The organism is Pseudorhodobacter wandonensis, from assembly GCF_001202035.1.
GTDB classification, from domain to species: Bacteria; Pseudomonadota; Alphaproteobacteria; order Rhodobacterales; family Rhodobacteraceae; genus Pseudorhodobacter; species Pseudorhodobacter wandonensis.
Map to the genome: position 1 here is coordinate 1 of NZ_LGHT01000034.1, position 21,085 is coordinate 21,085.

18 protein-coding genes and 2 pseudogenes are annotated in these 21,085 nt (G+C 56.4%); 13 read left to right on the forward strand and 7 right to left on the reverse strand.

The genetic code is table 11. The annotated features are described in order from the left end of the window. From istA to AKU79_RS10770, 7 genes are all read right to left on the reverse strand, one after another. On the reverse strand, positions 1-855 hold an 855-nt coding region (istA, locus tag AKU79_RS10745), incomplete at its 3' end, for an IS21 family transposase (protein ID WP_050523625.1). Positions 856-1,008: 153 nt separating this feature from the next. Next, positions 1,009-2,427, reverse strand: coding sequence for a sulfatase family protein (locus AKU79_RS10750; RefSeq protein ID WP_050523608.1), 1,419 nt, complete (start codon positions 2,425-2,427; stop codon positions 1,009-1,011). 45 nt (positions 2,428-2,472) lie between these two features. Next, positions 2,473-2,595 carry a hypothetical protein gene (locus tag AKU79_RS19875; RefSeq protein WP_269430772.1) on the reverse strand — a complete coding sequence of 41 codons (123 nt, stop codon included), beginning with the start codon at positions 2,593-2,595 and terminating at the stop codon, positions 2,473-2,475. A 13-nt stretch (positions 2,596-2,608) separates the two neighbouring features. After that, entirely contained in the window at positions 2,609-3,592 is a 984-nt protein-coding gene (locus tag AKU79_RS10755) for a Bug family tripartite tricarboxylate transporter substrate binding protein (RefSeq protein WP_050523609.1), read from the reverse strand. A gap of 139 nt (positions 3,593-3,731) precedes the next feature. Continuing rightward, a complete protein-coding gene (locus AKU79_RS10760; protein ID WP_050523610.1) occupies positions 3,732-5,255 on the reverse strand; it encodes a tripartite tricarboxylate transporter permease in 1,524 nt (507 codons plus the stop codon). A 14-nt stretch (positions 5,256-5,269) separates the two neighbouring features. After that, a complete protein-coding gene (locus tag AKU79_RS10765) occupies positions 5,270-5,737 on the reverse strand; it encodes a tripartite tricarboxylate transporter TctB family protein (RefSeq protein WP_050523611.1) in 468 nt (155 codons plus the stop codon). 79 nt (positions 5,738-5,816) lie between these two features. Further along, complete coding sequence (locus AKU79_RS10770) at positions 5,817-6,626, reverse strand: MarR family transcriptional regulator (protein WP_082224006.1); 810 nt, start codon at positions 6,624-6,626, stop codon at positions 5,817-5,819. Between the two features lie 334 nt (positions 6,627-6,960). On the opposite strand from AKU79_RS10770, the pseudogene tnpC reads away from it, so the two are divergent. The 13 genes and pseudogenes from tnpC to AKU79_RS10840 form a co-directional block, all read left to right on the forward strand. Further along, positions 6,961-7,925, forward strand: a pseudogene (tnpC, locus tag AKU79_RS18950) (IS66 family transposase); the annotation flags it as partial. A gap of 87 nt (positions 7,926-8,012) precedes the next feature. After that, a complete protein-coding gene (locus AKU79_RS10785; protein ID WP_050523614.1) occupies positions 8,013-9,293 on the forward strand; it encodes an NAD(P)/FAD-dependent oxidoreductase in 1,281 nt (426 codons plus the stop codon). Then, positions 9,290-10,045 (forward strand): DUF1365 domain-containing protein, encoded by a 756-nt coding sequence (locus tag AKU79_RS10790; RefSeq protein ID WP_050523615.1) that lies wholly within the window; start codon positions 9,290-9,292, stop codon positions 10,043-10,045. Before AKU79_RS10785 ends, AKU79_RS10790 begins: the two co-directional genes overlap by 4 nt. Next, the gene (locus AKU79_RS10795; RefSeq protein ID WP_050523616.1) at positions 10,045-11,202 is read left to right on the forward strand and encodes an SAM-dependent methyltransferase; all 1,158 of its coding nucleotides are present in this window, start codon (positions 10,045-10,047) and stop codon (positions 11,200-11,202) included. Before AKU79_RS10790 ends, AKU79_RS10795 begins: the two co-directional genes overlap by 1 nt. After that, the gene (locus AKU79_RS10800) at positions 11,195-11,932 is read left to right on the forward strand and encodes an SDR family NAD(P)-dependent oxidoreductase (protein ID WP_050523617.1); all 738 of its coding nucleotides are present in this window, start codon (positions 11,195-11,197) and stop codon (positions 11,930-11,932) included. The genes AKU79_RS10795 and AKU79_RS10800 overlap by 8 nt, the downstream gene beginning before the upstream one ends. Before the next feature lie 263 nt (positions 11,933-12,195). Next, entirely contained in the window at positions 12,196-12,675 is a 480-nt protein-coding gene (locus tag AKU79_RS19925) for a hypothetical protein (protein ID WP_331458383.1), read from the forward strand. Next, the gene (locus tag AKU79_RS10810; RefSeq protein ID WP_050523619.1) at positions 12,672-13,070 is read left to right on the forward strand and encodes a DUF2177 family protein; all 399 of its coding nucleotides are present in this window, start codon (positions 12,672-12,674) and stop codon (positions 13,068-13,070) included. The genes AKU79_RS19925 and AKU79_RS10810 overlap by 4 nt, the downstream gene beginning before the upstream one ends. A 128-nt stretch (positions 13,071-13,198) precedes the next feature. Further along, positions 13,199-13,483, forward strand: a complete 285-nt coding sequence (locus tag AKU79_RS18955) for a phage terminase large subunit family protein (RefSeq protein ID WP_050523620.1) — start codon at positions 13,199-13,201, stop codon at positions 13,481-13,483. A 256-nt stretch (positions 13,484-13,739) separates the two neighbouring features. Beyond that, positions 13,740-14,270, forward strand: a pseudogene (locus AKU79_RS19740) (transposase); the annotation flags it as partial. Positions 14,271-15,022: 752 nt separating this feature from the next. Continuing rightward, the gene (locus AKU79_RS10825; protein ID WP_050523621.1) at positions 15,023-15,280 is read left to right on the forward strand and encodes a hypothetical protein; all 258 of its coding nucleotides are present in this window, start codon (positions 15,023-15,025) and stop codon (positions 15,278-15,280) included. A 9-nt stretch (positions 15,281-15,289) separates the two neighbouring features. Further along, on the forward strand, positions 15,290-16,564 hold the full coding sequence (locus AKU79_RS10830; RefSeq protein ID WP_082224008.1) for a tyrosine-type recombinase/integrase: 1,275 nt from the start codon (positions 15,290-15,292) through the stop codon (positions 16,562-16,564). A 38-nt stretch (positions 16,565-16,602) separates the two neighbouring features. Then, positions 16,603-17,295 (forward strand): hypothetical protein, encoded by a 693-nt coding sequence (locus AKU79_RS10835; RefSeq protein WP_156209664.1) that lies wholly within the window; start codon positions 16,603-16,605, stop codon positions 17,293-17,295. A 505-nt stretch (positions 17,296-17,800) separates the two neighbouring features. Then, positions 17,801-20,458, forward strand: a complete 2,658-nt coding sequence (locus AKU79_RS10840; protein ID WP_197087288.1) for a DNA-primase RepB domain-containing protein — start codon at positions 17,801-17,803, stop codon at positions 20,456-20,458. Positions 20,459-21,085: the final 627 nt, after the last annotated feature.

Here is a 21,085-nt window from a genome sequence, read left to right on the forward strand (position 1 = left end):
GCCATGTGCCGTCTCCGCCCACAGCAGCTTGCAACGATCTTCCAGCCATTCATTCAGTGCAGCAAGGTCTGGGAAGACAGGAGCGACCTGCCATAGGCGATGTCGGGCATCACGCACGCTCTTCTCAACCTGACCCTTCTCCCAGCCCGCCGCCGGATTGCAGAACTCGGGATCGAAGACGTAGTGGCTGGTCATGGCCAGGAACCGCGCATTCACATCACGCTGTTTGCCGACGCCAACCCGGTCGACCGCGGTCTTCATGTTATCATAGATGCCACGCCCGGGGACGCCTTCGAAGACGCGGAATGCATGCCAGTGGGCATCAAACAGCATCTCATGCGTTTGCAACAGATAGGCCCGCACCAAAAATGCCCGGCTGTGCGACAGCTTGATATGCGCGACCTGCAGCTTGATACGCTCGCCGCCGACATAGGCCCAGTCCTCGCTCCAATCGAACTGGAAAGCCTCGCCCGGCGCGAACACCAGCGGCACGAAAGTCCCACGATCTGTCGTGTGATGCGCACGCTGCCGGTCACCCTTCCATTCCCGCACAAAGGCCGCAACACGTTCGTAGGAACCGTCATATCCAAGCTTTACAAGATCGGCATGCATCAGCTTCGCCGTTCGGCGTTCCTTGCGTGATTTGCGCTGATCAGTCGTCAGCCACGCAGTAAGATGCTTAGCATAAGGGTCCAGCTTGCTGGGGCGATCTGGCACCTGAAATGCAGGTTCAACAATCCCCTCCCGCAGATACTTCTTGATCGTGTTGCGAGATACGCCCGTCCGCCGCGCGATCTCGCGAATAGGCATCTTATCCCGCAGTGCCCATTTCCGAATTACCCTCAAAAATCCCATGTCTATCACTCCATGCGCCCCCAGCTGATTCAAGCCGGGGCAAGGTTACACATGGGTCAATTCTCAATGACAATTTCTGCTGGTGCCGGGTCAGTTCTCAATGACAATCAACAGGGGCACGTTTCAACCGGTGCCCCAAGTCACGGTTGACAGTTAGAAATTGCCGACGATCCGCACAGGATCTACGGTCGCGACGCTTTGTGCAAAATTCGCCAGTATCAGATTGCATTTCAAAGACTGGCTGGCGGGGTCATCCCATTTATTGTCAAATTCATTCGGGTCTGTCGCAAGGTCATATAGCTCGCCTGTCTCTTGCCCGTGGAACACGGTCAGTTTGTAGCGCCCGTCAAGATACATGGTTGCGAACACGCCCTTATGCGCCGCAGGCAACGCGTTGTAATACTCGCAATAAACCGATGGTTTATGCACATCCGGCGCGGCGCTGCCCCGCAAAATGCCTGCCAGACTTTGCCCCTGAATGCGTTGGGGAATTTCGATGCCCGCCAGATCCAGAATGGTCGGCGCCAGATCGACAAGCTCGACCAAGGCTTCGCTGCGAAGGTTTTTCGCCAGCCTTGCAGGGCAGGAAACGATCAACGGCACATGCACAAGTTCCTCGTAGAAATGCCCGCCTTTCAGGATCAATCCATGATCGCCAAGCATTTCGCCGTGGTCGCTGTGAAAGATGATGACGGTATTGTCCCGCGCTCCGGTCTTGTCGAGATGGTCGATGAGCCTGCCGATCTGTTCGTCAATCAGATCGATCATCGCATAGTAGTCGGAAACATAGTTCTGTTTTTCAAGGTCGCTTAGGGCCTTGCAGCTTGGCCCCAGACCGCTTTGCCCACCGTTCTCATAGTCCTGCCGTTGGATCAGCGGTTTGTTGTCCAACTCGCCATCCTTCCACTTGGGCAGGGGCATATCAGCGGCAGGATATTTCTTTTTATACTGCTCTGGCGGGTCGAACGGGTGATGCGGGTCAAAGATGTTGATACTTAACATCCATGGCGCATCCTTATGCTGCTCCATGAAATCAATTGCCTCATTCGCGCACCAGGTTGTCTGGTGGTGTTGCGGGTCGATACCGCCATTCTTGCCATGGTAATCGGTTTCCCAAGAAACTCCCTGCGACCGCAACCACGCTTGATAGGCATTGTCATCGCCCCAACCATCCCGAGGGCCGTGGCTCCATTTAACCATTTCATAGCCATGACACTTGGGCAGAATTTCCGTCCGCCCATCGGCTGCCGAAAGGTGCAGCTTGCCAATCAGCCCGCAGGTATAGCCGTGCTGACCAAGGATATGCGGCACCAGAATTTCATCATCGGGAAAATGGTCATTGCCATTTCGGGTGGTGCGGGTCGTGCGCGGATAGCGCCCTGTCAGAAAACTCGCGCGGCTTGGTGTACAGACGGGGCTTTGGCAATAGGTCCGGTTGAACGAGACACCCTCATCCAGCAACCTGTCCAGATTGGGCGTGTTGATGACCGTGTTTCCCAGCCCCCGAATGGTATCAAAGCGCTGCTGGTCTGTGCAAATCCACAAGAAGTTCGGTTTGTTCTGGTCGCTCATGCGTTCGACAACCTCAAAATAGACGCTTGGTATTGGCCAAAAGCATCAGTCATTTTCCTTACCCGCGGCCCCGACAATCGGTTTTCGCGGCTTGAGTTCCAGCACATTGGCCGGTCGATGGCCGATGCTGTTCCAGACGTTTTCAACCGCCATCCCAGCACCGGCCATTTCATTTCTGGCTTTACTTCAATATGCCCAGATCGGTCAGGATGCCCTTGTTCACGGTATCCAGTTCCGTCATGCGGCTTTTGTAAGTTGCAGAGTCGTTGAAGTTGATCATGATCTGCCGCTTGGTCAGCGCGTCGATCAATTCAGGATCCTTCAGCGCTGCATCGATAGCAGTGGCGAGAATATCTTGAATGTCTTGCGGCGTGCCTTTTGGTGCGATGACGCCCACGAAAAGCTGGCTGGGCGTAAAACCAAGATCTTTCAGCGACGGAATATCGGCGAAGTAGTCAGGCTTGACCTCCATCACATCGACGATTGGCTTGATCGAACCGTTTTCGCTCTCGGCGATGATGATATGGGACGGAACGATGCCTGCTTCGATTTCGCCACCCAAAAGCGCCTTTTTGGTTTCGGCACTGCTTTTATAAGTGATCTCGTTCAGATCGACCCCTGCCGTCTTTTCCAAGCTCAGCAGCGGAAGATGCTGTACGTTGTACACACCATCCAACCCAACCCGTACCTTGCCGGGGTTTTCTTTGGCAAAGGCCAAAAGCTCCTCCAAGGTTTTGAAGGGTGAATCGCCCGGCACAACCAAGTAATGCGCCGCGTCGAACACGTTGGCGATCAGCTCAAAATCCTCAAAGCTTGCATAGGTGGTTTTACCAAGATGCGGCATGATCGTCAGCGGGGCAACCGAGGCTTGGCCAATTGTGTAACCATCCGGTTCGGCCTCATACACGGCAGAAACGGCGATGGTCTGCGTAGCCCCCGGCAGGTTTTTCAGCACAAAAGTAGCGTCATTGGGCAGGTTTTTCGCGATGTACGGATAGATGGTCCGCACAACGGTATCAAGGCCGCCACCCGCGCCATCTGGTACGATCCAGGTAATTGGTTTTTCCGGATAGCCTTCAGCGGCAACTGCCGAAGGGTTTGTTGCCAGAACAATCGAGGCGAATGCCAAAGTCGCCGCTGTCGTCTTTTTCAGTAACGTGAGCATGTGGTTGATCTCCCTAAAGTTTAGTCAGTGCTTGGTGCGCCCAAATCCCCGAGGTGCGGAACATTGGGCATGTCCTTGCGGACGTTTTCGCATCGGCCGACGGGGTGTCGGCCAATTCCTCTCCTCCTGCTTTGTCTTCTTAGTCAGCTGTATTTGTCCGACCCTCCGCCGTGGCAGAGGCCGACTGGTTTCCGCGCTTTTTAAAGGCGTTGTGGATGCTTGGCGCAGCGGCGAGCAGGATCATCAGGACCAACGCAATCGAGTAACCGTTGGAAATAAAGACCTGATAGCTGCCATTCGAAAGCGTCAGCGACCGGCGGAAGTTTTCTTCGATGATCGGGGCCAGCACATAGGCGATGATGACCGATGAAACCGAATAATCCAGCCGCTTCAGGATGTAGAAAACCACACCAACCCCAAGCGCCAGCCACAGATCAAAGAACGCAGCTTTCGAGGCGTAGATACCGATCAGGCACAGGACCAGCACAATCGCCACCAGAAACGAGTTCGGCACCAGCAGAACCCGCGAGAACACCGGCGTTACAAGGCTGCCAACCAGAAACATGGCAACCGTGGTCAGCATGAAGCCGTAGAAAATCCCGTAAACGAGGTCTCTTTCGGCGGTGAATACATTTGGCCCCGGTTGAATGCCATGCATGATGAATGCGCCCATGATGATCGCAACAGCCGCCGAACCCGGTATGCCAAGGGCCAGAAACGGCACCATCGCGCCACCGGCAGATGCGTTGTTTGACGACTCGGGTGCGGCGATGCCTTCGGCGCATCCTTTGCCAAACTTTTCTGGGTGCTTGGACATTTTGCTAACGGCTGCATAGGCAAACCAGCACGATGCCCCCCCCCCGATACCGGGCAAAATACCCGTGGCGGCGCCGATCAACGATCCGATCAATGTCGGTTTGGCGATCAGCTTTACATCTTCTTTTGTCAGGCGAGTTTCCAGCTTGGTATGGGCGCTGATATAGCGGGTGTTCAGCCCTTTGCTGATCATGATGAACAGTTCGGAAACCGCGAACATCCCCACCAGAAACGCAACAAGGTTGATGCCATCCATCAGTTCGGGTTGCCCGAAAGTAGCGCGATCAACACCGGTCAGCGTGTCCACGCCCACGGTTCCTGCCATCAGGCCCAGAATAATCGAGATCAGGCTTTTGATCTTATCTGTCCCGCTCAGCAATCCGACAGTTATCAGCCCGATGACGCCCAGCAGGAAATATTCGGGGCTGCCAAAGTTCAGCGCGAATTCTGCCAGCGGCACCGAGACGAAAATAAGTACCAGCCCACCGAAAATGCCGCCGATGCTGGATGACAGCAAAGAAAAGCTAAGCGCCTTACCGGGTGCGCCGTTCATCGCCATCGGATAGCCGTCCAGAACGGTCGCTGCGGCCTGCGGTGTGCCCGGAACGCCAAGCAGAATGGCCGAGATCGAGCCGCCATATTCACCGGCCTGATAGGTCGCAAGCAACATCAAAATGCCCGCAAGCGGCGGCAAGGTGAACGTGACAGGCAGCAAAAGCGCCACGGCGATAACGGTACCAAGACCGGGCAACGCACCGAACACCAAACCAACACCTGTACCCAGCAGGATACAAAGCATATTGGTAATCGTGAACAGATTGCCCAGATCGTTTATGAATGTTTCCATTTATCTTCCCCCCCTCAGAAAGAAATTCCAAGGATTTTCCCGAACAGGCCAAACAGAAAGCCTGTCGTGCAAGCGGCCGTAACCACACCCACCAGCAGGCTGTTACGAATGCCAAATTCAATCCTGTAGATCGTCATCAGAATGGTCAGCAGGGCAAACACATTCAGGTAAAAAAATCCGATGAACTGCCAGCTTGCGATGAATGCGATAACCAGCGCCAGCGTGACAAGAATATACCCAAGATTGGGTGTCACGACCCGCGCCATGTTTTCGGGGCCAGAGTCACGCAGGTTTTTGATCAGTGTGACAAGGCTTAGAAATATCAGCAGCCCTGTCAGGATATTGGGAAAATAGACCGGCCCGACACCCGAAGATGAAAAGAAGATCGCTTGTGACGCGCTATGGTTCAGGTTCAACGCATAGCTTATCCCGCCTATGATAAGCAGGATAGACATGATGCTGTTCAGACTTTTCAAGGTCATGCGCTGACCTGCCTGCCCGACGGAAATGCTGTAAAAATGTTCATGATTCCTCCCATTTGATAAAAGCCCGCTGTTCCGGTTATCCTCCGCGCAGCGGCATGGCGTGGTGTTTCGGGGCCAGACGGTTGGCGGCGCTTTCGGCGTAGCCAAGGTCTGACAATTCGGCGCGCACCCCTAAAAGCGCGTCGCGGTATTTTTCCATCTGGTCGGGCGAACCGTCATCCGGTTCGGCAAGGGCCAGCAGATGCAGAAACTTGCCGTTCGGGTCTTCGACCACGGTGGCACAGCGGCGGATTCCGACGTGGTTCCCTGCAATGTCGGCGGCAAATACTTCGGAGCGCATACTGACCAGCGTCGATTTCACTTTGGCCTCGGGCAGCCAGCGTGTGGGTTGCCCGTCGCCCCGCAGGGTTTCGAAAAAGCCGTCGATAAAGAACTGTGCCTGAATATCGGCCCAATCCAACCGGCTCAGATACAATTGCGACAGCACGTCCAATTCATAAAGCGAACGGCGGAATCCAACACCTGCGCGAATAACCACTTCCGGCGAAGGGTGGTCGGTTTTAGAGTGCCAAAGCAGTTCATGCCCTGCGATCACAATAACCTCGGCCGACACACCCAGTCGGCTGGAAAGATCGCGCATCGTGCTATCAAGCTTGGCCAGATAGTTTTGCGACATCGGCACGTTCCGCTCCAGGCGGAAGTTGCGCACGCAGTATTTCTCGCTTGTGCGGAACAGATAGCCCCAATCGGACAGCGATTTGACGATCCGGTTCAGCGTCGACGGCGACAAACCGCAATGCCGAGCAATATCGATTTGCTTCACCGGCGCAGGCCCAGCGGCCATGATATATTCCAGAACTTGCAAAGTGCGCTCAGTTGGGTCCATGACTATTCCACATATGGCATTCAATATTCCATTATTGGTATTTCTATTTAGTGTAGGAGTCGAGGGATTCTGTCAAGTGTTGTTTTGAAACCGCTCGGGGCGGCGGTCGCACACTCTTGCGGATATTTATTGCCTCGGTGCCTGCGCAATTCCTGACATGCAGGTGAAACAGGGAAGCAGGCGCTGTCGGACGAAACCGGCTTAAAACGAGCAGAGTGGTTTCGTAGCCTCGCCAGATGATAGGCCAAGTCCCTTTCGCTATATCAAGACCAGTCAGGAAATCAGCCGCCCAGCGGTAACGCTGTACCTTCGCCTTGCGCATTCGCTTTGCAATGCCGTAGATCGTGCCGCCTTTGAGTTGCGTCCTGTCTTTGCCGCAGAGATGGCCGACCTGAAGCGATCAACAAAGCTGTTCATGCCGTCTCGGCCGATTGCCCTGCAATCGCCTGCCGGGGAACAGACGAAACTCGCGCGCCGGTTCTCGATCCGGGGGCAAAGAAGACCAAAACAGGATACGTCTGGGCCTTGGCCCGCGATGTTCGGCCCTGGAGCGACACAGCACCTCCGGACGTGGCCTTCACTTACGCCCCCGGTCGGAACGGGCAGCATACCGAACAGATATTGCAGGGCTTCGGTGGCATCCTGCAGGTGGATGGCTATGCAGGATACAACAGCTTGATCGCATCTGACCGATCTGGCCCCGACATTTAGTTTGCCTACTGCTGGGCCCACGCCCGTCGCAAGCTCGTCTAGATCACACGCACTGGCCACGCGCCGATTGCCGAGGGAGGTGTGGCACTCATTCGCGGCCTCTACGCCATCGAGGCCGGAATACGCGGCAAAGCCCCCCTCGCACGCCTGGCTGCGCGCCAAGAACGTTCCGCACCGATCCTTGCCCGCCTTGATAACCGGCTACGCCATCACCGCGCCCGCGCTTCCACCACATCGCCCCTCGGCGAAACACTGGCCTCTATCGCCAAATACCGCGCGGGCTTGGGCCGTTTCCTGACAGATAGCCGCATCGAGATCGACAACAACACCCCTCTCATCGATACTTTGTATCGATTGCCGGACGATGGTGAGAACGCACGATCCGCCCTATCGCTCTAAGCCGAAAGATGCAGGACACGACGCAGGATCAAAAAACTGGGCCATCATCGCCTCGTTAATCGAGACCTGTAAACTCAACGCAGTCGCCCCCAAGCATGGCTGGCCAGAACTCTCACCTGCATCGTCAACGGCCACAAACAAAGCCAGATCGACGATCTGCCACCCTGGAACGACGCTGCAACCCTATGATCGGAACATCGCTAACGAAGTTGGATCATTTTTGATCCAAGTTCTTTTCCTGAACGTACAAAACACAATAAACCGACCGGAGTTAGAATATTGTTTGATGCTCGCCCTATCCACCCGCAACGTGTTGCCATCATCGGTGGCGGTATTTCTGGTCTCGCCACCGCATACCTTTTGGCACCACATCATGCGGTGACCTTGTTCGAGGCTGCGCCCAAACTGGGTGGGCATGCGCGTACGGTTTTGGCCGGTCTGAACGGCGATCAACCGGTCGATACCGGGTTCATCGTTTTCAACTATGCCAATTACCCGCATTTGACGCGCATGTTTCACGACCTTGATGTGCCAGTGGCCAAAAGCGATATGAGCTTTGGTGCCTCAATCAACGATGGAGAGATTGAATACGGGCTGCGCAACCTGCACGCACTCACGGCGCAGCGGCGCAATTTGCTGAAGCCGGGGTTTATGCGAATGGTGCGCGACATTCTGCATTTCAATGACAAGGCCGAGGGCCTCGCCAGAGACGACAGCACCACCATCGGAGAGCTGATGAATGATCTGAAACTGGGAGATTGGTTCCAACGCTTTTATCTGATGCCGCTATGCGGGGCGATCTGGTCGACCCCTCCTTCCGAAATTCGCGCCTTTCCTGCCCGATCCTTGCTGCAGTTCTTTCGCAACCACGCTTTATTAAGTGCCTCGGGCAATCATCAATGGTGGACGCTGGATGGTGGCAGCGTCGAATATGTCCGAAGGTTAGAGCATTCCCTGCGCGGACGCGGGGTTGAGATCCATACTGCAACCCCGGTGAAGAACGTCATGCGCGAGGGGTGCCAAAGCACCGTCATTAGCGCGGCGGGGCCGCACACGCCATTTGATCATGTGATTTTTGCCTGCCATTCGGATCAAGCGCTGCGCCTGCTGGCGCAGCCAACGCCGCAGGAAACCACGGCCTTGTCGGCGATCCGGTTTCAGGACAACCAGATGATCCTGCATCGCGATACCACTCAGATGCCGCGGCGTCGCGCGGTCTGGTCAAGTTGGGTTTACAAGGCCGACACCACGCGCCCCGAGCCCGCCATTGGCGTGACCTATTGGATGAACCGCCTGCAGAATATTCCCGAAACCGACCCGCTCTTTGTTTCGCTCAACCCGTCAAGCGAGGTTCCGGAGCACTTGATCTATGACCAGACGGTATTTCGCCATCCCGTGTTCGATAGGGCTGCATTGGCGGCACAACAGCAGCTGACCAAGATGCAGGGCCAGAACAACACCTGGTTTGCTGGTGCCTATACCCGGCACGGGTTCCACGAGGATGGATTTGCAAGCGCTGCCCGCATAGCGCGATTGATGGATCGGCAGATTGCATGACGCACAAACCCGAACATATCTCAGGCATTACAACGCACAAGCGCAAGGGAGAGATCCGGCACAGCTTTCGCTATGGTGTCGATTATGTGCTGATAGATCCTGAGGCACCCGTAACGCGCCCCGCCTTGTTCTCGCGCAATCGTTTTAATCTGGTATCGGTCCATGATTGCGATCATGGCGGTCCGATGAAGGATGGGCGGGGTGCGGATTGGGCGCACGAGGTGCTGGCAAAGCATGGGCTCTCGGATCGGGCGTTGCAGTTAAGGCTGCTGACCCAGCCGCGTTTCCTTGGCTATGTGTTCAATCCTGTCAGCTTTTGGCTTGTGCAGGAGGGTGACGCCCTGATCGCGGTGATCGCCGAGGTTTCAACCCCCTTTGGCGACCGTCATTCCTATCTGTGCCACAACCCGGATTTTGCGCCAATCACCAAGGGCACTCGGATCACCACCCCCAAATCTTTGCATGTCTCGCCGTTTCAGGAAGTCAAAGGCAGCTATGAATTCAGCTTTGATATCCGCCGCGATCACATTTCCATCGCGATTTTGCACCGCAATGGCGATGAAGGCGTTGTAGCAACCCTGTCGGGACGCCGCATGCCGCTGACCAATGCAGGGATTTTGCGTGCCAGCTTTGCCCGCCCTTTGGGCGCGCTGCGTACGATCATCCTGATTTATTGGCAGGCGCTTCGCCTCAAGCTTAAAGGCGCGAAATACCGTACCCGTCCCACTCCGCCCAAATCCGAGGTGACCTGATGCTGTTCTTAACCAAACGCGTAAAACGTGATTTTCTTGATACCTGCGGCCAAATCCGAACCGGCAGCCTGCGCCTGCGTGCACCCGAGGGTGAAGTGTATGATTTCGGCCAAGGCAGTCCGGCCGCCGAGATGCAGATTTATGACTGGTCGGTGGTTACAGCAATTACCGCCCGCGGGGATATCGGGTTAGGCGAAACCTATGTCGCAGGCCTGTGGGAGACCCCATCTATCGCGGATCTGACTGAGGTTGCTTTGAAAAACCTGGAGCAGTTTCAAGGCTATGTCTATGCGGGGTTTTGGAACAATCTGAAATTCCGGGTGGTAAACCGGCTGATGCGGGCAAACTCTCATCGGGGTGCCGCGCGCAATATCCGCGCGCATTACGATGTGGGCAACGAATTCTATCAGCTGTGGCTGGACGAGAGCATGACCTATTCCTCAGCCATGTTCGCCCCGGGTGATACCGATCTGCGCCGCGCGCAAAACCGCAAGTATGATCGGATATTGCAGCGGCTTGGCACCGGCGAAAGGGTGCTTGAAATCGGCTGCGGCTGGGGTGGATTTGCCGAACGTGCGGCAGATTCAGGGCGCGATGTCACCGGCCTGACCATCTCGCCCAGTCAGAAGGGATATGCCGATGCACGGCTGGACGGGCGCGCCGAAATCCGTCTGCAGGACTATCGTAAAAGCAGCGGAAAATTCGACAACATCGTCTCTATCGAGATGATCGAAGCCGTCGGGCAGGATTATTGGCCCACGTATTTTTCCACCCTGAAATCGAGGCTGTCCGAGCATGGGAACGCGATGATCCAGGCTATTACCGTATCGGATGCCCATTTTGAAAACTATCGCAGCAGCTCGGACTATATCCGTCACTACACCTTTCCTGGCGGCATGTTGCTGTCGAACGCCGTGATCGCTGATCAGGCCCGACGTGCGGGGCTGGCCATCAAGGACAGCCATGCCTTCGGTGCCGACTATGCCCGCACTTGCGCCATCTGGAATGATCGGCTGGACCGTGCGGCCGACCGGATCCTGCGCTTGGGCTATGATGAAAGCTTCCTGCGCAACTGGCGGTATTACCTCGGAGTCTGCGCTGCAACTTTTGCTGTCGGTCACACCGATGTCGTCCAAGTGGAACTGACCCATGCCTAAAGCGGAAACCATCTGGATCATTGGTGCCAGCGACGGGATTGGTGCCGCTTTGGCCCGCGAATGGGCCGGGCGCGGGGCGCGCTTGGTCCTGTCGGCAAGGTCGGTCGAACGATTGGAAGAATTGACCGCCAGCCTTGGCCCTGACCATGTAGCAGTGCCGTTGGACGTGAGCGACCGTAAGACCCTTATAGACGCAGCCCAAAAGATCTCCGAAATCGGGCCACTGGATCGCGTGGTGCATTTGGCAGCGATCTATGATCCGGGCAAGATCGCGGAATTAAGCCCTGAAACCGCAGCTAAAATCGTGTCGGTCAATCTCACTGGCAGCTTTCATATCGCGCAGATCGCACCCCCCTTGCTCCGCGACGGCGGTCAGCTGGCGCTTTGTGGGTCCATTGCGGGATATATCGGATTGCCACAGGGCCAAATCTATTCAGCGACCAAGGCCGGTGTGATCAGTCTGGCAGAGTCACTGCGGGCTGAATTGGCCGGCATCATTGACGTGCGGCTAATCTGTCCCGGCTTTGTCGATACCCGCCTGACCCAGCGCAATGATTTCTCAATGCCCGCAATGGTCACGCCGGAGACGGCTGCCCGTGCCATTATCGATGGGTTGAATACGCGGCATTTTGAAGTGCATTTTCCGCGCCGTCTGACCTACGCGCTAAAGCTGCTCAGCGCCTTGCCCTATTGGGCGGCTTTGCCTCTGACGCATCGGTTGACACGATGAGTGGATATTCAAAAGGGCTGAACAGGCGCAAAAGATTTCTGCCAATTGTGGTGTTGATTGCCACCTTAGGATTTACGGCATCGCCGCTGCTGACAAGCGGCTTCAATGGGTTCACGCCAGATCAATTTCCGATTCCACAAGTAAACCCTCCTGTACAACCGGCGGGTTACGCGTTTTCCATTTGGGCCGTGATCTATCTTTGGTTGCTCATTGGCGCAAGCTTTGGAGTGTGGCGCGCGGCAGACGATCCAAATTGGCACGCAATGCGGCTTCCGTTAGCGGTCAGCCTGATTGTCGGTTGTTTCTGGATCATAGTGGCGAATAAGGCACCAATTCTTGCCACCGTGATGATCGTGGTGATGACGGCTGCAGCAATTATTTCGATGTTGCGCGCCGGGCATACTCAACCGTGGCTACAAGTACGGCCAATCGCGCTTTATGCGGGCTGGCTGACGGCTGCAACCGGCGTGGCAATCGGCGTCATTATTGGCGGCTATGCGATCCTGCCTGCACAGGCTGCGGCCATGATTTGCCTTGTCGGTGTCGTGGCCGTCGCGCTGGCTGTGCAATCGGCCCGGCCACTGGAATGGGCATATCCTGCGGCAATCATCTGGGCTCTGATCGGCGTGATCGCCACCAACATACCTTCCTCAAACCTGCCGGTGATCATTCTGGCGACCTTTGGCATCGCGGCGTTGACGCTTCGTGCCAGCAAATCCCTTAAGACCGGAGCGACACCATGAAAATTCTGATCCTCTATTTTTCAACCGCGGTGATCTTTTTTTCGGCCGATGCCGTCGGGCTGCGATTGCTGATCAAACCTGTGTTTGAGCGCCACATTGCCCATCTTTTCGCAGATCCGTTCCGTGTCGTTCCCGCTGCACTGTTCTATTTGGGTTACGTTTCGGGGGTTTTGTGGTTCGTGTCCGTTCCTGCGCTGCGCGCCGGAGACCCTGTTGCGGCCCTCGTGGGTGGCGTGCTCTTGGGGCTAATGGCCTATGGCACCTACGAATTCACCAACTATGCCACGTTGCGCGATTGGTCGATCCAGCAAGTCGTCATCGACACGACGTGGGGCGGGCTTCTGACCGGATTTTCGGCCTGGGCGGGCGTCATGATTGCCAAAGCCGTGGGGTAGGAATATCTCTGCGTATCGGGCCATAGATCAACGCGGCAATCAGACTTGTACACGGATCCGCTGACTGCCGAGTCCTCTGCACTTCGCGAACGGGTGAACGCTGCCTCTCGGGTGACACTGGCAAGGCAATGCTATCGAAAAAGACCCCCGGCGGCATCCTGGTGCTGACTGGGGCGCATTCGGTGACCGGCCTGCGCCCGATGCCCGCGCACTACATCATTCTCGAAGAGGTCGACGCTTATCCGGCCTCAGAACACGAGGAAGGCGATCCGCTCACCCTGACCGAGACACTGACGACCACCTTTGCGCATCGGCGCAAGGTGGTCATGGCCTCGCCCCCCGACGCTTCGGGGCCAGAGCCGCAATTTTATGCCCTGCCCGCAGAGCGCTGCTATGCAATGGTTGCCGTTTGAACGGCTGCACTGGGATAACAGAGTTGCCAAATTCATGCCTACCAAACGGCACCACAAGCGCCTATATCTGATTTCGGGGACAATGTGGCGTTGATGTAAACCGTTTCTCGCCACGCCGGATTATGATCGTGACCTGTGCACGCAACTGCCAGACCCACCTTTCTAGCAAGCGATGCTTGCCGCACCGGTAATCCCCCCCGAAAGTAAGGGCTGCAAAAGTAGAATTTTCTCGGCAAGATAAACGAGGAGATTTTGAATAAAGATGACCAGATATAGCGAACCCCAGATTCTTGCGATCTTTCGCCAAGCCAAAGGCGGCGTGCCCCCTCTCGGTGAATGCCATGCATTCGCCTGCAAACCATGATAGGGAACGCGCCGTTCTACAAATGGCGAGCCAAATATGGGGGCATGGATTCGTCTATGATTGCCCAGACAAAAGCGCTTGAGGATGAGAACCGGCGGCTGAAGAAGATGTTTGCCGCGGTCAGCATGCAGAACGAGTTGCGGAAGGAAGCCCTCGGAAAAAAATAGTGGGGCCATCCGTTGCCCATAAGGCAAATGCGTTCATTTGCCGTGGGTCAGCGACGAGAGATGGCCGCATCAGCGATGGAGAGGCACGGGGTCAGTGTCGCGCTGGCCTGCCGGGCTTTTGGTGTCAGCGAGACCTGCTATCGCTACAGCCCGCTTCTGAGTGAATAGAACGAACAAATCGCTGATCTGCTGACCGTGCTGACGGATGCCCGCAAGACTTGGGGGGGTGCTATGTTTCCTGCATTTGCGCAACATGTAGGGGCACCAATGGAACTGTTACCCGGCAATGCATGTTTACATGCATGAGAGTGCACAAAAAGGGTTTACCGCATCTTGAGGTTTCCAGCGAAGCAAACCGGCAACCAACCGAGTTTCGACGATTTGCGGACATAAAAGCCCTACTGATAACTTATGGTGCATCCGAAAGCTCCACCCATCGAGTGGAAAGTTCTTGAAATAGTGCGGGTGGTGTCTCGAGGAATTCCTCAGTGCCTTTGAATTTTGGCAGACCAGAGGAGATCCGCAGTCTGCTTGACTTTGAAAACAGATGCCTCTGCGCTGTCGGATATGAAGAGTGCGTAGGGTGAGGTGCAACCCCCTGCGCCGCTAAATCAGGACCGGACGGGGAAGCAATATTTGCGCGCGGCCAACATGGAAAAGAAAAGTTGGCACTATTGGACCGAAAACCAACGGGCATTTTTGCCGCATTTACCGACGGATGAAAATGAACTGGGGGATATAGTGGGGGATAAATCCGCCAATCCTCCATCTAACCCAATGAAGTTAAACATTTATAAGGTAATGTGGCGGAGCGAGAGAACGCATAAGCCATGGGAATTGTACGGAAATCACGGGAAATTAATGCATTAAAAACAAACAAATACATGGTATTAGCCGAACACATTGGGCACTACTGGGAATTATTGAGAGTTGACTTCCACCCCATTAAACGGGGTTTATATGGGGTAGCGGCAAGGCGTCCGCCATAAACCCCAGAAAGGAAAGCAAATGCAGATCAGCCCCAACACCCCGTCCGCAACTCCCGTCAACTTTGCAGCATATGGCCCCGGCTTTGGATGTGTGTTGGCGTCCATGCAAACCTTGTCCGATGCAGGCCACGCCGCTTGCCCCCAAGCGTGGAGCGACCTGACAAACCTTTTGCACATTTTGATAGAGGACGAAGGCATGACCACGGAAATGGCCGCTTGGGAGGCCACCGTGCCGGAAAGTCTTGTGGCAGACTATCGCCAACTTGTCGGCATTTGAGGGGCGAACATGACCAAGCGACACAAACCCCTAACGGACAAAGAAGTCCAAGCCGCAAAACCCGGCACGAACATGCGCGATGGCGGGGGGTTATTCCTCCGCGTCACCACAAAAGGCGGAAAATCTTGGGTGTTTCGCTTCACCAGCCCATCAGGCGATATGGCCGGGAAAGGCCGCGAAATGGGCTTGGGCAGTTACCCCGCCGTTAGCCTATCCCAAGCACGGGACGCCGCGACCGAAGCCCGCGCAATAGTTATCAAGGGGGCAGACCCCATTGCAGAGAGGGACGCAAAACGGATTGATGCCGTCGAAGGGGCAGCAACTAAGTCGGCCGCCCCCACGCTGGGCGAGTATGCAGACCACGTTTTCCTGCCGGACATGATTAAAGGGTTTTCCAACGCGGCCCACCGTCAACAGTGGGTCGCAACCTTCCGGCTCCACTTTGCGCCCTTACGCGGCAAGAAACTGGCGGACTTGACCAAAAAAAACGTGCTGGACGTGCTAAAACCGCTGTGGGCTGAGAAGTACGTTACGGCAGCCCGGTCCCGCGAAAGGCTGGAACGGCTGTTTGACCATGCGCAGCAGAACTTTGCCTTTAGTGGCGAAAACCCCGCGCTGATGCGGCATTTCAATACAATTCTGACCCGCCCCAAAACGATGAAGAAAGGGCATCATGCGTCTGTCCCTCACACCGAGATAGCGGGCTTTATCGCCGCGATCCGGGCTAAACAGTCCGAAAGCATGGCTGCGCTGATGGTGGAATGGATTGCACTGTCAGCCTGCCGCACAGGTGAAGCCCGCTTTGCTGTGTGGTCAGAAATCAATCTTGAGAAGAATGTTTGGTGCATCCCCGCAGCCCGCATGAAGATGCGCCGCGATCATGTTGTCCCGATCACCCCCCGCATGGCTGAAATCCTTACGGAAGCCAAACGCAGGCGCGTCGAAGGAACGCAACCGGACGATATTGTGTTTTTGGGGCCGAAGGGAAAGCAGCTTTCAGAAATGGCGGCCCTTATGCTTTTACGCGGAATGGATGCCTATAAGGACTTTACTGTCCACGGCTTGCGGGCCACCTTCAAAAGCTGGGCAGCTACAGAAACGGAGTTTCCCCGCGAACTGATCGAGGAACAGTTGGCGCACCAGTTGGGGGCCGTCGAGCGCGCTTACATGCGCGCGTCGGCCCACGAACGCCGCAGGCCTATGATGGAGGCTTGGGCAACCGTCTGTTCCGGGGAGAACCCGGCAGGAGCGACCGTGGTGTCATTCAAATCTACGGGGGCCTAGACGTGCCGAGTAAACCATTTGACCGGAATGAACTTCACGTGGCACTTGACGCCATTCTTGATGCGGCGGACGCGAACGGCGGACGACTGGACGCGGACGCTTTCTGGACCTTTGTTGCAGGGTTGGCCCAAGGACGCGGGATTACCGACGGCTTGCATTATGCTGGATTGGAAGCCGTCCAAGACGTTCCGTCCAAAACCCAAAACCCACAAAAGGCTAAATCAAAGCGTGAAAGAAGGGCTTATCACATAGGGGTGTTGGCGCAGCTTCTCATGGATGTTGGCCGAATGCCGGGGCAAGGCTCGCTTTTGCCCGGCAGTTTCCAACACGGAGTCGTGGCTCACGACCTTCTGGGAATGCAGGAAGGACCGGATGGGGTGGGGCGCGGCGACCCGCAAATTCTCACGAGTGGCAGGAAGGGTATTGCAAAAATACGTCAGGCAGCGAGGTTTCGACTAGTTGGCGTTGTGTTCTGGCGCGTGGGGCGAACGGGCCAAACGCAAGAGGCGGTGTGGAACGACCTCATGGGTGAAGGCGACGCAGAAAAGTCCCGACTCGACAGGTGGTTAAAGGAGTTTGGTGGCGCAAAAGGCGATCTGGTCACAACCGCGCATGCGGCGGGGGCGGCTAACGACACGTCCAGCCTTTTCGCTAAATCGAATCTTGAACTTGCTTCGACTATCCAGCTTGTGAACCAAGGGTCAGGCAGGCGGAAACAAAAAGTACCGTAGTTTTCACCGCCGACTTCGCTGACCGGCAATGCCAATTATCGCGAGAACAACCGCGAATAGACAGGAGGCCGCAGTGAACCAAGCCCGCGAAAGAAAGTCACCCCACCCGCACCCTTACGCGATCCGCCCAAGTGATTTGGCGGATCGTCTTGGGGTGACGCGCCGCTACCTCTACATCTTGCTAAAACACCCAGACGCTTCCCGCCGTCTGCCCGCGCCTTTCAAGATTGGTCGCGCGACATTCTGGCGTGCGGAAGACGTGCAGGATTGGCTATCCCGACAAGCCCAACGCGTCGCCTGATTCCCATACCGAGAATGGAAAAGGCTGCCCGGCGCGACCACGCCAAACAGCCCAAACAACAATAGGTTTAATATGCAATATGCTATCCAAAATGCCCCAGCAGGGCAACCAGTCAGCGTTGGCAACCCGTCAAAAATCACAGTTAATGCCTCGCTAGATCAAACTACTAGCCCCTTTCCATTCGACACAAAGATTTGGCCGGGTATGGCCGAATATGTTTACGCGTTGTTTGGTGAATGGGCTGTGAAGGGGCAAGTCTGGACCGCCGGGATGCCGACGGTCGAGGGCGCGAACCGCGAGTGGTTCGGGGCCGGTGGGTTGGACCATCTTTCGACGCGCTTCCCGGACATGAAGGCGGACATGTACATGGCGATTGGGGTTATGGACCCGGCGGCGAAAGCCCGCGGCAACCGCAATGTGGTGGCGCAGCCGCTTTTGATTGTGGACGACATTGGGACGAAGATCGATCCGAAGAAGTGGGACGCGCTGTTCGCGGTAGGGATGCCGCAGCCGACGGCCAAGATTGAGACTTCGCCGGGGAACCAGACTTGGATTTGGTCACTGGCGGGGGACGCGAAAGACCCGCAGCGTTGGGTGGACTTGGCTTGCGTCCGGGCTTGGTTGGTGGACATGGGCCTGACCGACGACGTAATGGACGTGGCCCGGTATGTTAGGCTTCCGGGTGGTTGGAATTCGAAGAAGAAATACTGTGCCGGGAACGGCGGTCAGCCGGTGGGGGTTTCGCTGGTTGATTGGAACGAGTGCAGGTCCGAGTTGGGCGGGACGCGCGTGAATTTGGACGACATTGGTTGGGCGTTGATGGGTACGTCTAAGTGGGTGGCGCGGGAGTTTCCGGCCACGGCTGGGGGGCGGTCGCAGGCCAACTCTGCGGCGCTTGGCGGGATGCTCGGGGCCGGGGCTTTGGTCCGGTCGGCGGACTTGTCGAAGCCTGATGCCTTAATGAAGCTGGCCGAAGCAATCGGAATGGGTTTGGTTCAGATCAGGCCCGGTGTGGTTGAAGCGCCGTGTCCGAACATCGCCGCGCATGGCGACAGGGCCGAGACAGGGTTTGCCTTCTTAGGGGAAGGACTAATGCACTGTAACCATGCGTCTTGCCAAGAGTTATCGACGCGGGATTTCAGGGGGATGATGGAAGCCGAGTTTGATCGGCAAGCTGCGGCGGCTGTTGGGGGCGAAATTGAGGGGTGCCGGACGGGCATCGGGTTTTTGGCTCGGGCGAGTTTCCCGGTTGAGGACGCGGCGGTAATAGAGGTCGTGACGGCGCCCATGACGGCAAAAGCAGTCGCGCGTATCGAAAAGGAAGACGCGGAAAGGGGCAAGCGCAAGCGTGCGGCTCACTTGATTGCCGCGCAATTCATGGAAGAAAAGGGCATGGTTCCCTTCCTAGACCCGAAGGGTGGAGTTTGGGTTTGGGTGGAAGGACGTCTTCGCAACATTAAGACCACGGCGGGCTTTCGGCCTTTGTTGGGTTGGCTGTCTCAACACGGCTTGGACATAACGGGGGCCGCCCGAAACAACCTGATCGAAACACTTGAAGGCAGGGCGGCCACGCAGCCTATGCGAGATGTGTTTTTCCGGGTGGCAAACGGTGGTAGCGGGAGCGCGCCTGAAATCTATGTGAATTTGATGGACGACGCCGGACGCGCAGTAGTCATTGACGGAAAGGGGTGGCGTATCGTCCCGGTAGCTGAACTACCTTTGCCTTTGGCACACCGGGACGGAGGGTTGCCTCTGCCGCCGCCTGTAAGCGCGAAAGACGGCTTGTCCTTCATGGATAGGCTTGAACGGCATATCCCTTTGACGGCAATCGTGGCCAAAAATAATCCGAAGGATTTGGGGGTTCAACAGCGCGCCATCTTGTTCACGTTCATCGTGGCGCAGTTTGCCCGCAACGGTGCCGTTGCCCATTTGTTGCTTGCGGGAGAGCAAGGCGGCGGGAAAACTACAATGGCGCGGCGATTGAACGGGTTGACCGACCCCGATGTGGGCGCGGTCCAATCGCGCCTGCCGACGGAACCGACCGCGATTTTTGCAATGGTCAGTCAGTTGTCCAACTTCGTGTTGGACAACACGTCTGGCGTCCGCGCAGAGCAGGCTGACACGCTTTGCGTTCTGGCGACAGGTAGCGCACACGCAACGCGCAAACTTTACACAGACGGGGAGCGGTCCCTATCCAGCGCCCTTTGCTCGGTTATCTTCACAAGCGTTCTGGACGACGGGATTACCCGGCGGGCCGACTTACAAGACCGCATTTTGACTTTGACGACTTCACCACTGGAAAAGAACCGCCGCAAAAGCGAAGGCGAGTTGAACGCCGCTTGGGCCGCTGACCTGCCGCACCTTCTGGCTGACCTGTTTGACTTATTGTCGGTTGGCCTGCGGAGCGTTGACAGTGTGCGCGGGGCGCAAAATCTTGGACTGCTGCCGCCGCCGCCGCGCTTTGCTGACGTCGCACAGCTTGCTGAGGCCGCCGCTTGGCTGGGATTGGGTTGGCCGATGGGTTTGCTCACGACGGCGCTAAACGCCGCGCGGGCCGACGCCGCCGAGGGGCAACTGTCCGACAATCCTGCTGCTTTTCGTTTGCGCGCCCTGTTGCTTGCGCAGCCGGGTGGTTTCTGGCGTGGCAGCTACGACGAGTTGGAGCGGGCAATTGCTTTTGTAGAAGGGGGGCCTGCGTGGGGTCCGCACAGGGGGCGTGTCCGAGATGCTATCGCACGGGTTAAAGGCCCGTTGCGTGACCTCTGGGGGATCACACACCAAGAGGTCGGACGTACAAAACATGCCAGAATACAGGAGTTTCGCATTGCTGCGGACGCCGAAAAGAAAAGCGAGAAAGGGTGACAGAGGCGCGGAGAAAGGGTGACAGCGCCGCTTGGGGGGCGTGCTGGAAACGCCGAAGGCGTGACGGTGAGCAAATTCCCGAAAGGCTGTCACCCTATTGTAACCGCCTTTGTCACCCCCAGATGTCACCCGTAAGTGTTTGTTTTTTAGTTATTTAATCTAAGGGTGACGAGGGTGACGGGGCTTCTCTTAAATATAGAGAAAATAAAGGAAAAGAGGGGGTGTAACGGCGATTTAGAGGCAATTGCGAGAAATGCCATGGAGTTCGGGAATTCTTCGTCACCCTGTCACCCGTCGGACTTTACTCGGCTAAACTTCTACTAGGCTGGACGCGAACGCCGGACGCGGACCTCGGACGTCACGTCCGCGTCCGGTAGAACCAAATTTATTTGTTTGTTCCTTTACGGGCGCGCGTCGCGTCCAAGACCGAAAACTCTGCGAAGGGGGAAACCCCAATTTAAGGACAGGTCGCAGGGCTGTCCGTGTGCGAACTAAAGCGCCTCGCCAGCGCACCGGACGTTAAACCATGCGCGTCGTCCAACGCATTTACCCCGGCAAGAGGTTTCCTCTGCCATCCATGCCACACCTATTCAAACAGGTGACCCAATACCACAAGCACTTATTCAC

What these genes read in the sequence shown, in the direction of transcription:
- AKU79_RS10750 (WP_050523608.1), bottom strand. Translation starts at nt 2,427, where the DNA reads ATGAGCGACCAGAACAAACCGAACTTCTTGTGGATTTGCACAGACCAG.
- AKU79_RS19875 (WP_269430772.1), bottom strand. Translation starts at nt 2,595, where the DNA reads ATGGCCGGTGCTGGGATGGCGGTTGAAAACGTCTGGAACAGCATCGGC.
- AKU79_RS10755 (WP_050523609.1), bottom strand. Translation starts at nt 3,592, where the DNA reads ATGCTCACGTTACTGAAAAAGACGACAGCGGCGACTTTGGCATTCGCC.
- AKU79_RS10760 (WP_050523610.1), bottom strand. Translation starts at nt 5,255, where the DNA reads ATGGAAACATTCATAAACGATCTGGGCAATCTGTTCACGATTACCAAT.
- AKU79_RS10765 (WP_050523611.1), bottom strand. Translation starts at nt 5,737, where the DNA reads ATGACCTTGAAAAGTCTGAACAGCATCATGTCTATCCTGCTTATCATA.
- AKU79_RS10770 (WP_082224006.1), bottom strand. Translation starts at nt 6,626, where the DNA reads ATGGACCCAACTGAGCGCACTTTGCAAGTTCTGGAATATATCATGGCC.
- AKU79_RS10790 (WP_050523615.1), top strand. Translation starts at nt 9,290, where the DNA reads ATGACGCACAAACCCGAACATATCTCAGGCATTACAACGCACAAGCGC.
- AKU79_RS10795 (WP_050523616.1), top strand. Translation starts at nt 10,045, where the DNA reads ATGCTGTTCTTAACCAAACGCGTAAAACGTGATTTTCTTGATACCTGC.
- AKU79_RS10800 (WP_050523617.1), top strand. Translation starts at nt 11,195, where the DNA reads ATGCCTAAAGCGGAAACCATCTGGATCATTGGTGCCAGCGACGGGATT.
- AKU79_RS19925 (WP_331458383.1), top strand. Translation starts at nt 12,196, where the DNA reads ATGCGGCTTCCGTTAGCGGTCAGCCTGATTGTCGGTTGTTTCTGGATC.
- AKU79_RS10810 (WP_050523619.1), top strand. Translation starts at nt 12,672, where the DNA reads ATGAAAATTCTGATCCTCTATTTTTCAACCGCGGTGATCTTTTTTTCG.
- AKU79_RS18955 (WP_050523620.1), top strand. Translation starts at nt 13,199, where the DNA reads ATGCTATCGAAAAAGACCCCCGGCGGCATCCTGGTGCTGACTGGGGCG.
- AKU79_RS10825 (WP_050523621.1), top strand. Translation starts at nt 15,023, where the DNA reads ATGCAGATCAGCCCCAACACCCCGTCCGCAACTCCCGTCAACTTTGCA.
- AKU79_RS10830 (WP_082224008.1), top strand. Translation starts at nt 15,290, where the DNA reads ATGACCAAGCGACACAAACCCCTAACGGACAAAGAAGTCCAAGCCGCA.
- AKU79_RS10840 (WP_197087288.1), top strand. Translation starts at nt 17,801, where the DNA reads ATGGCCGAATATGTTTACGCGTTGTTTGGTGAATGGGCTGTGAAGGGG.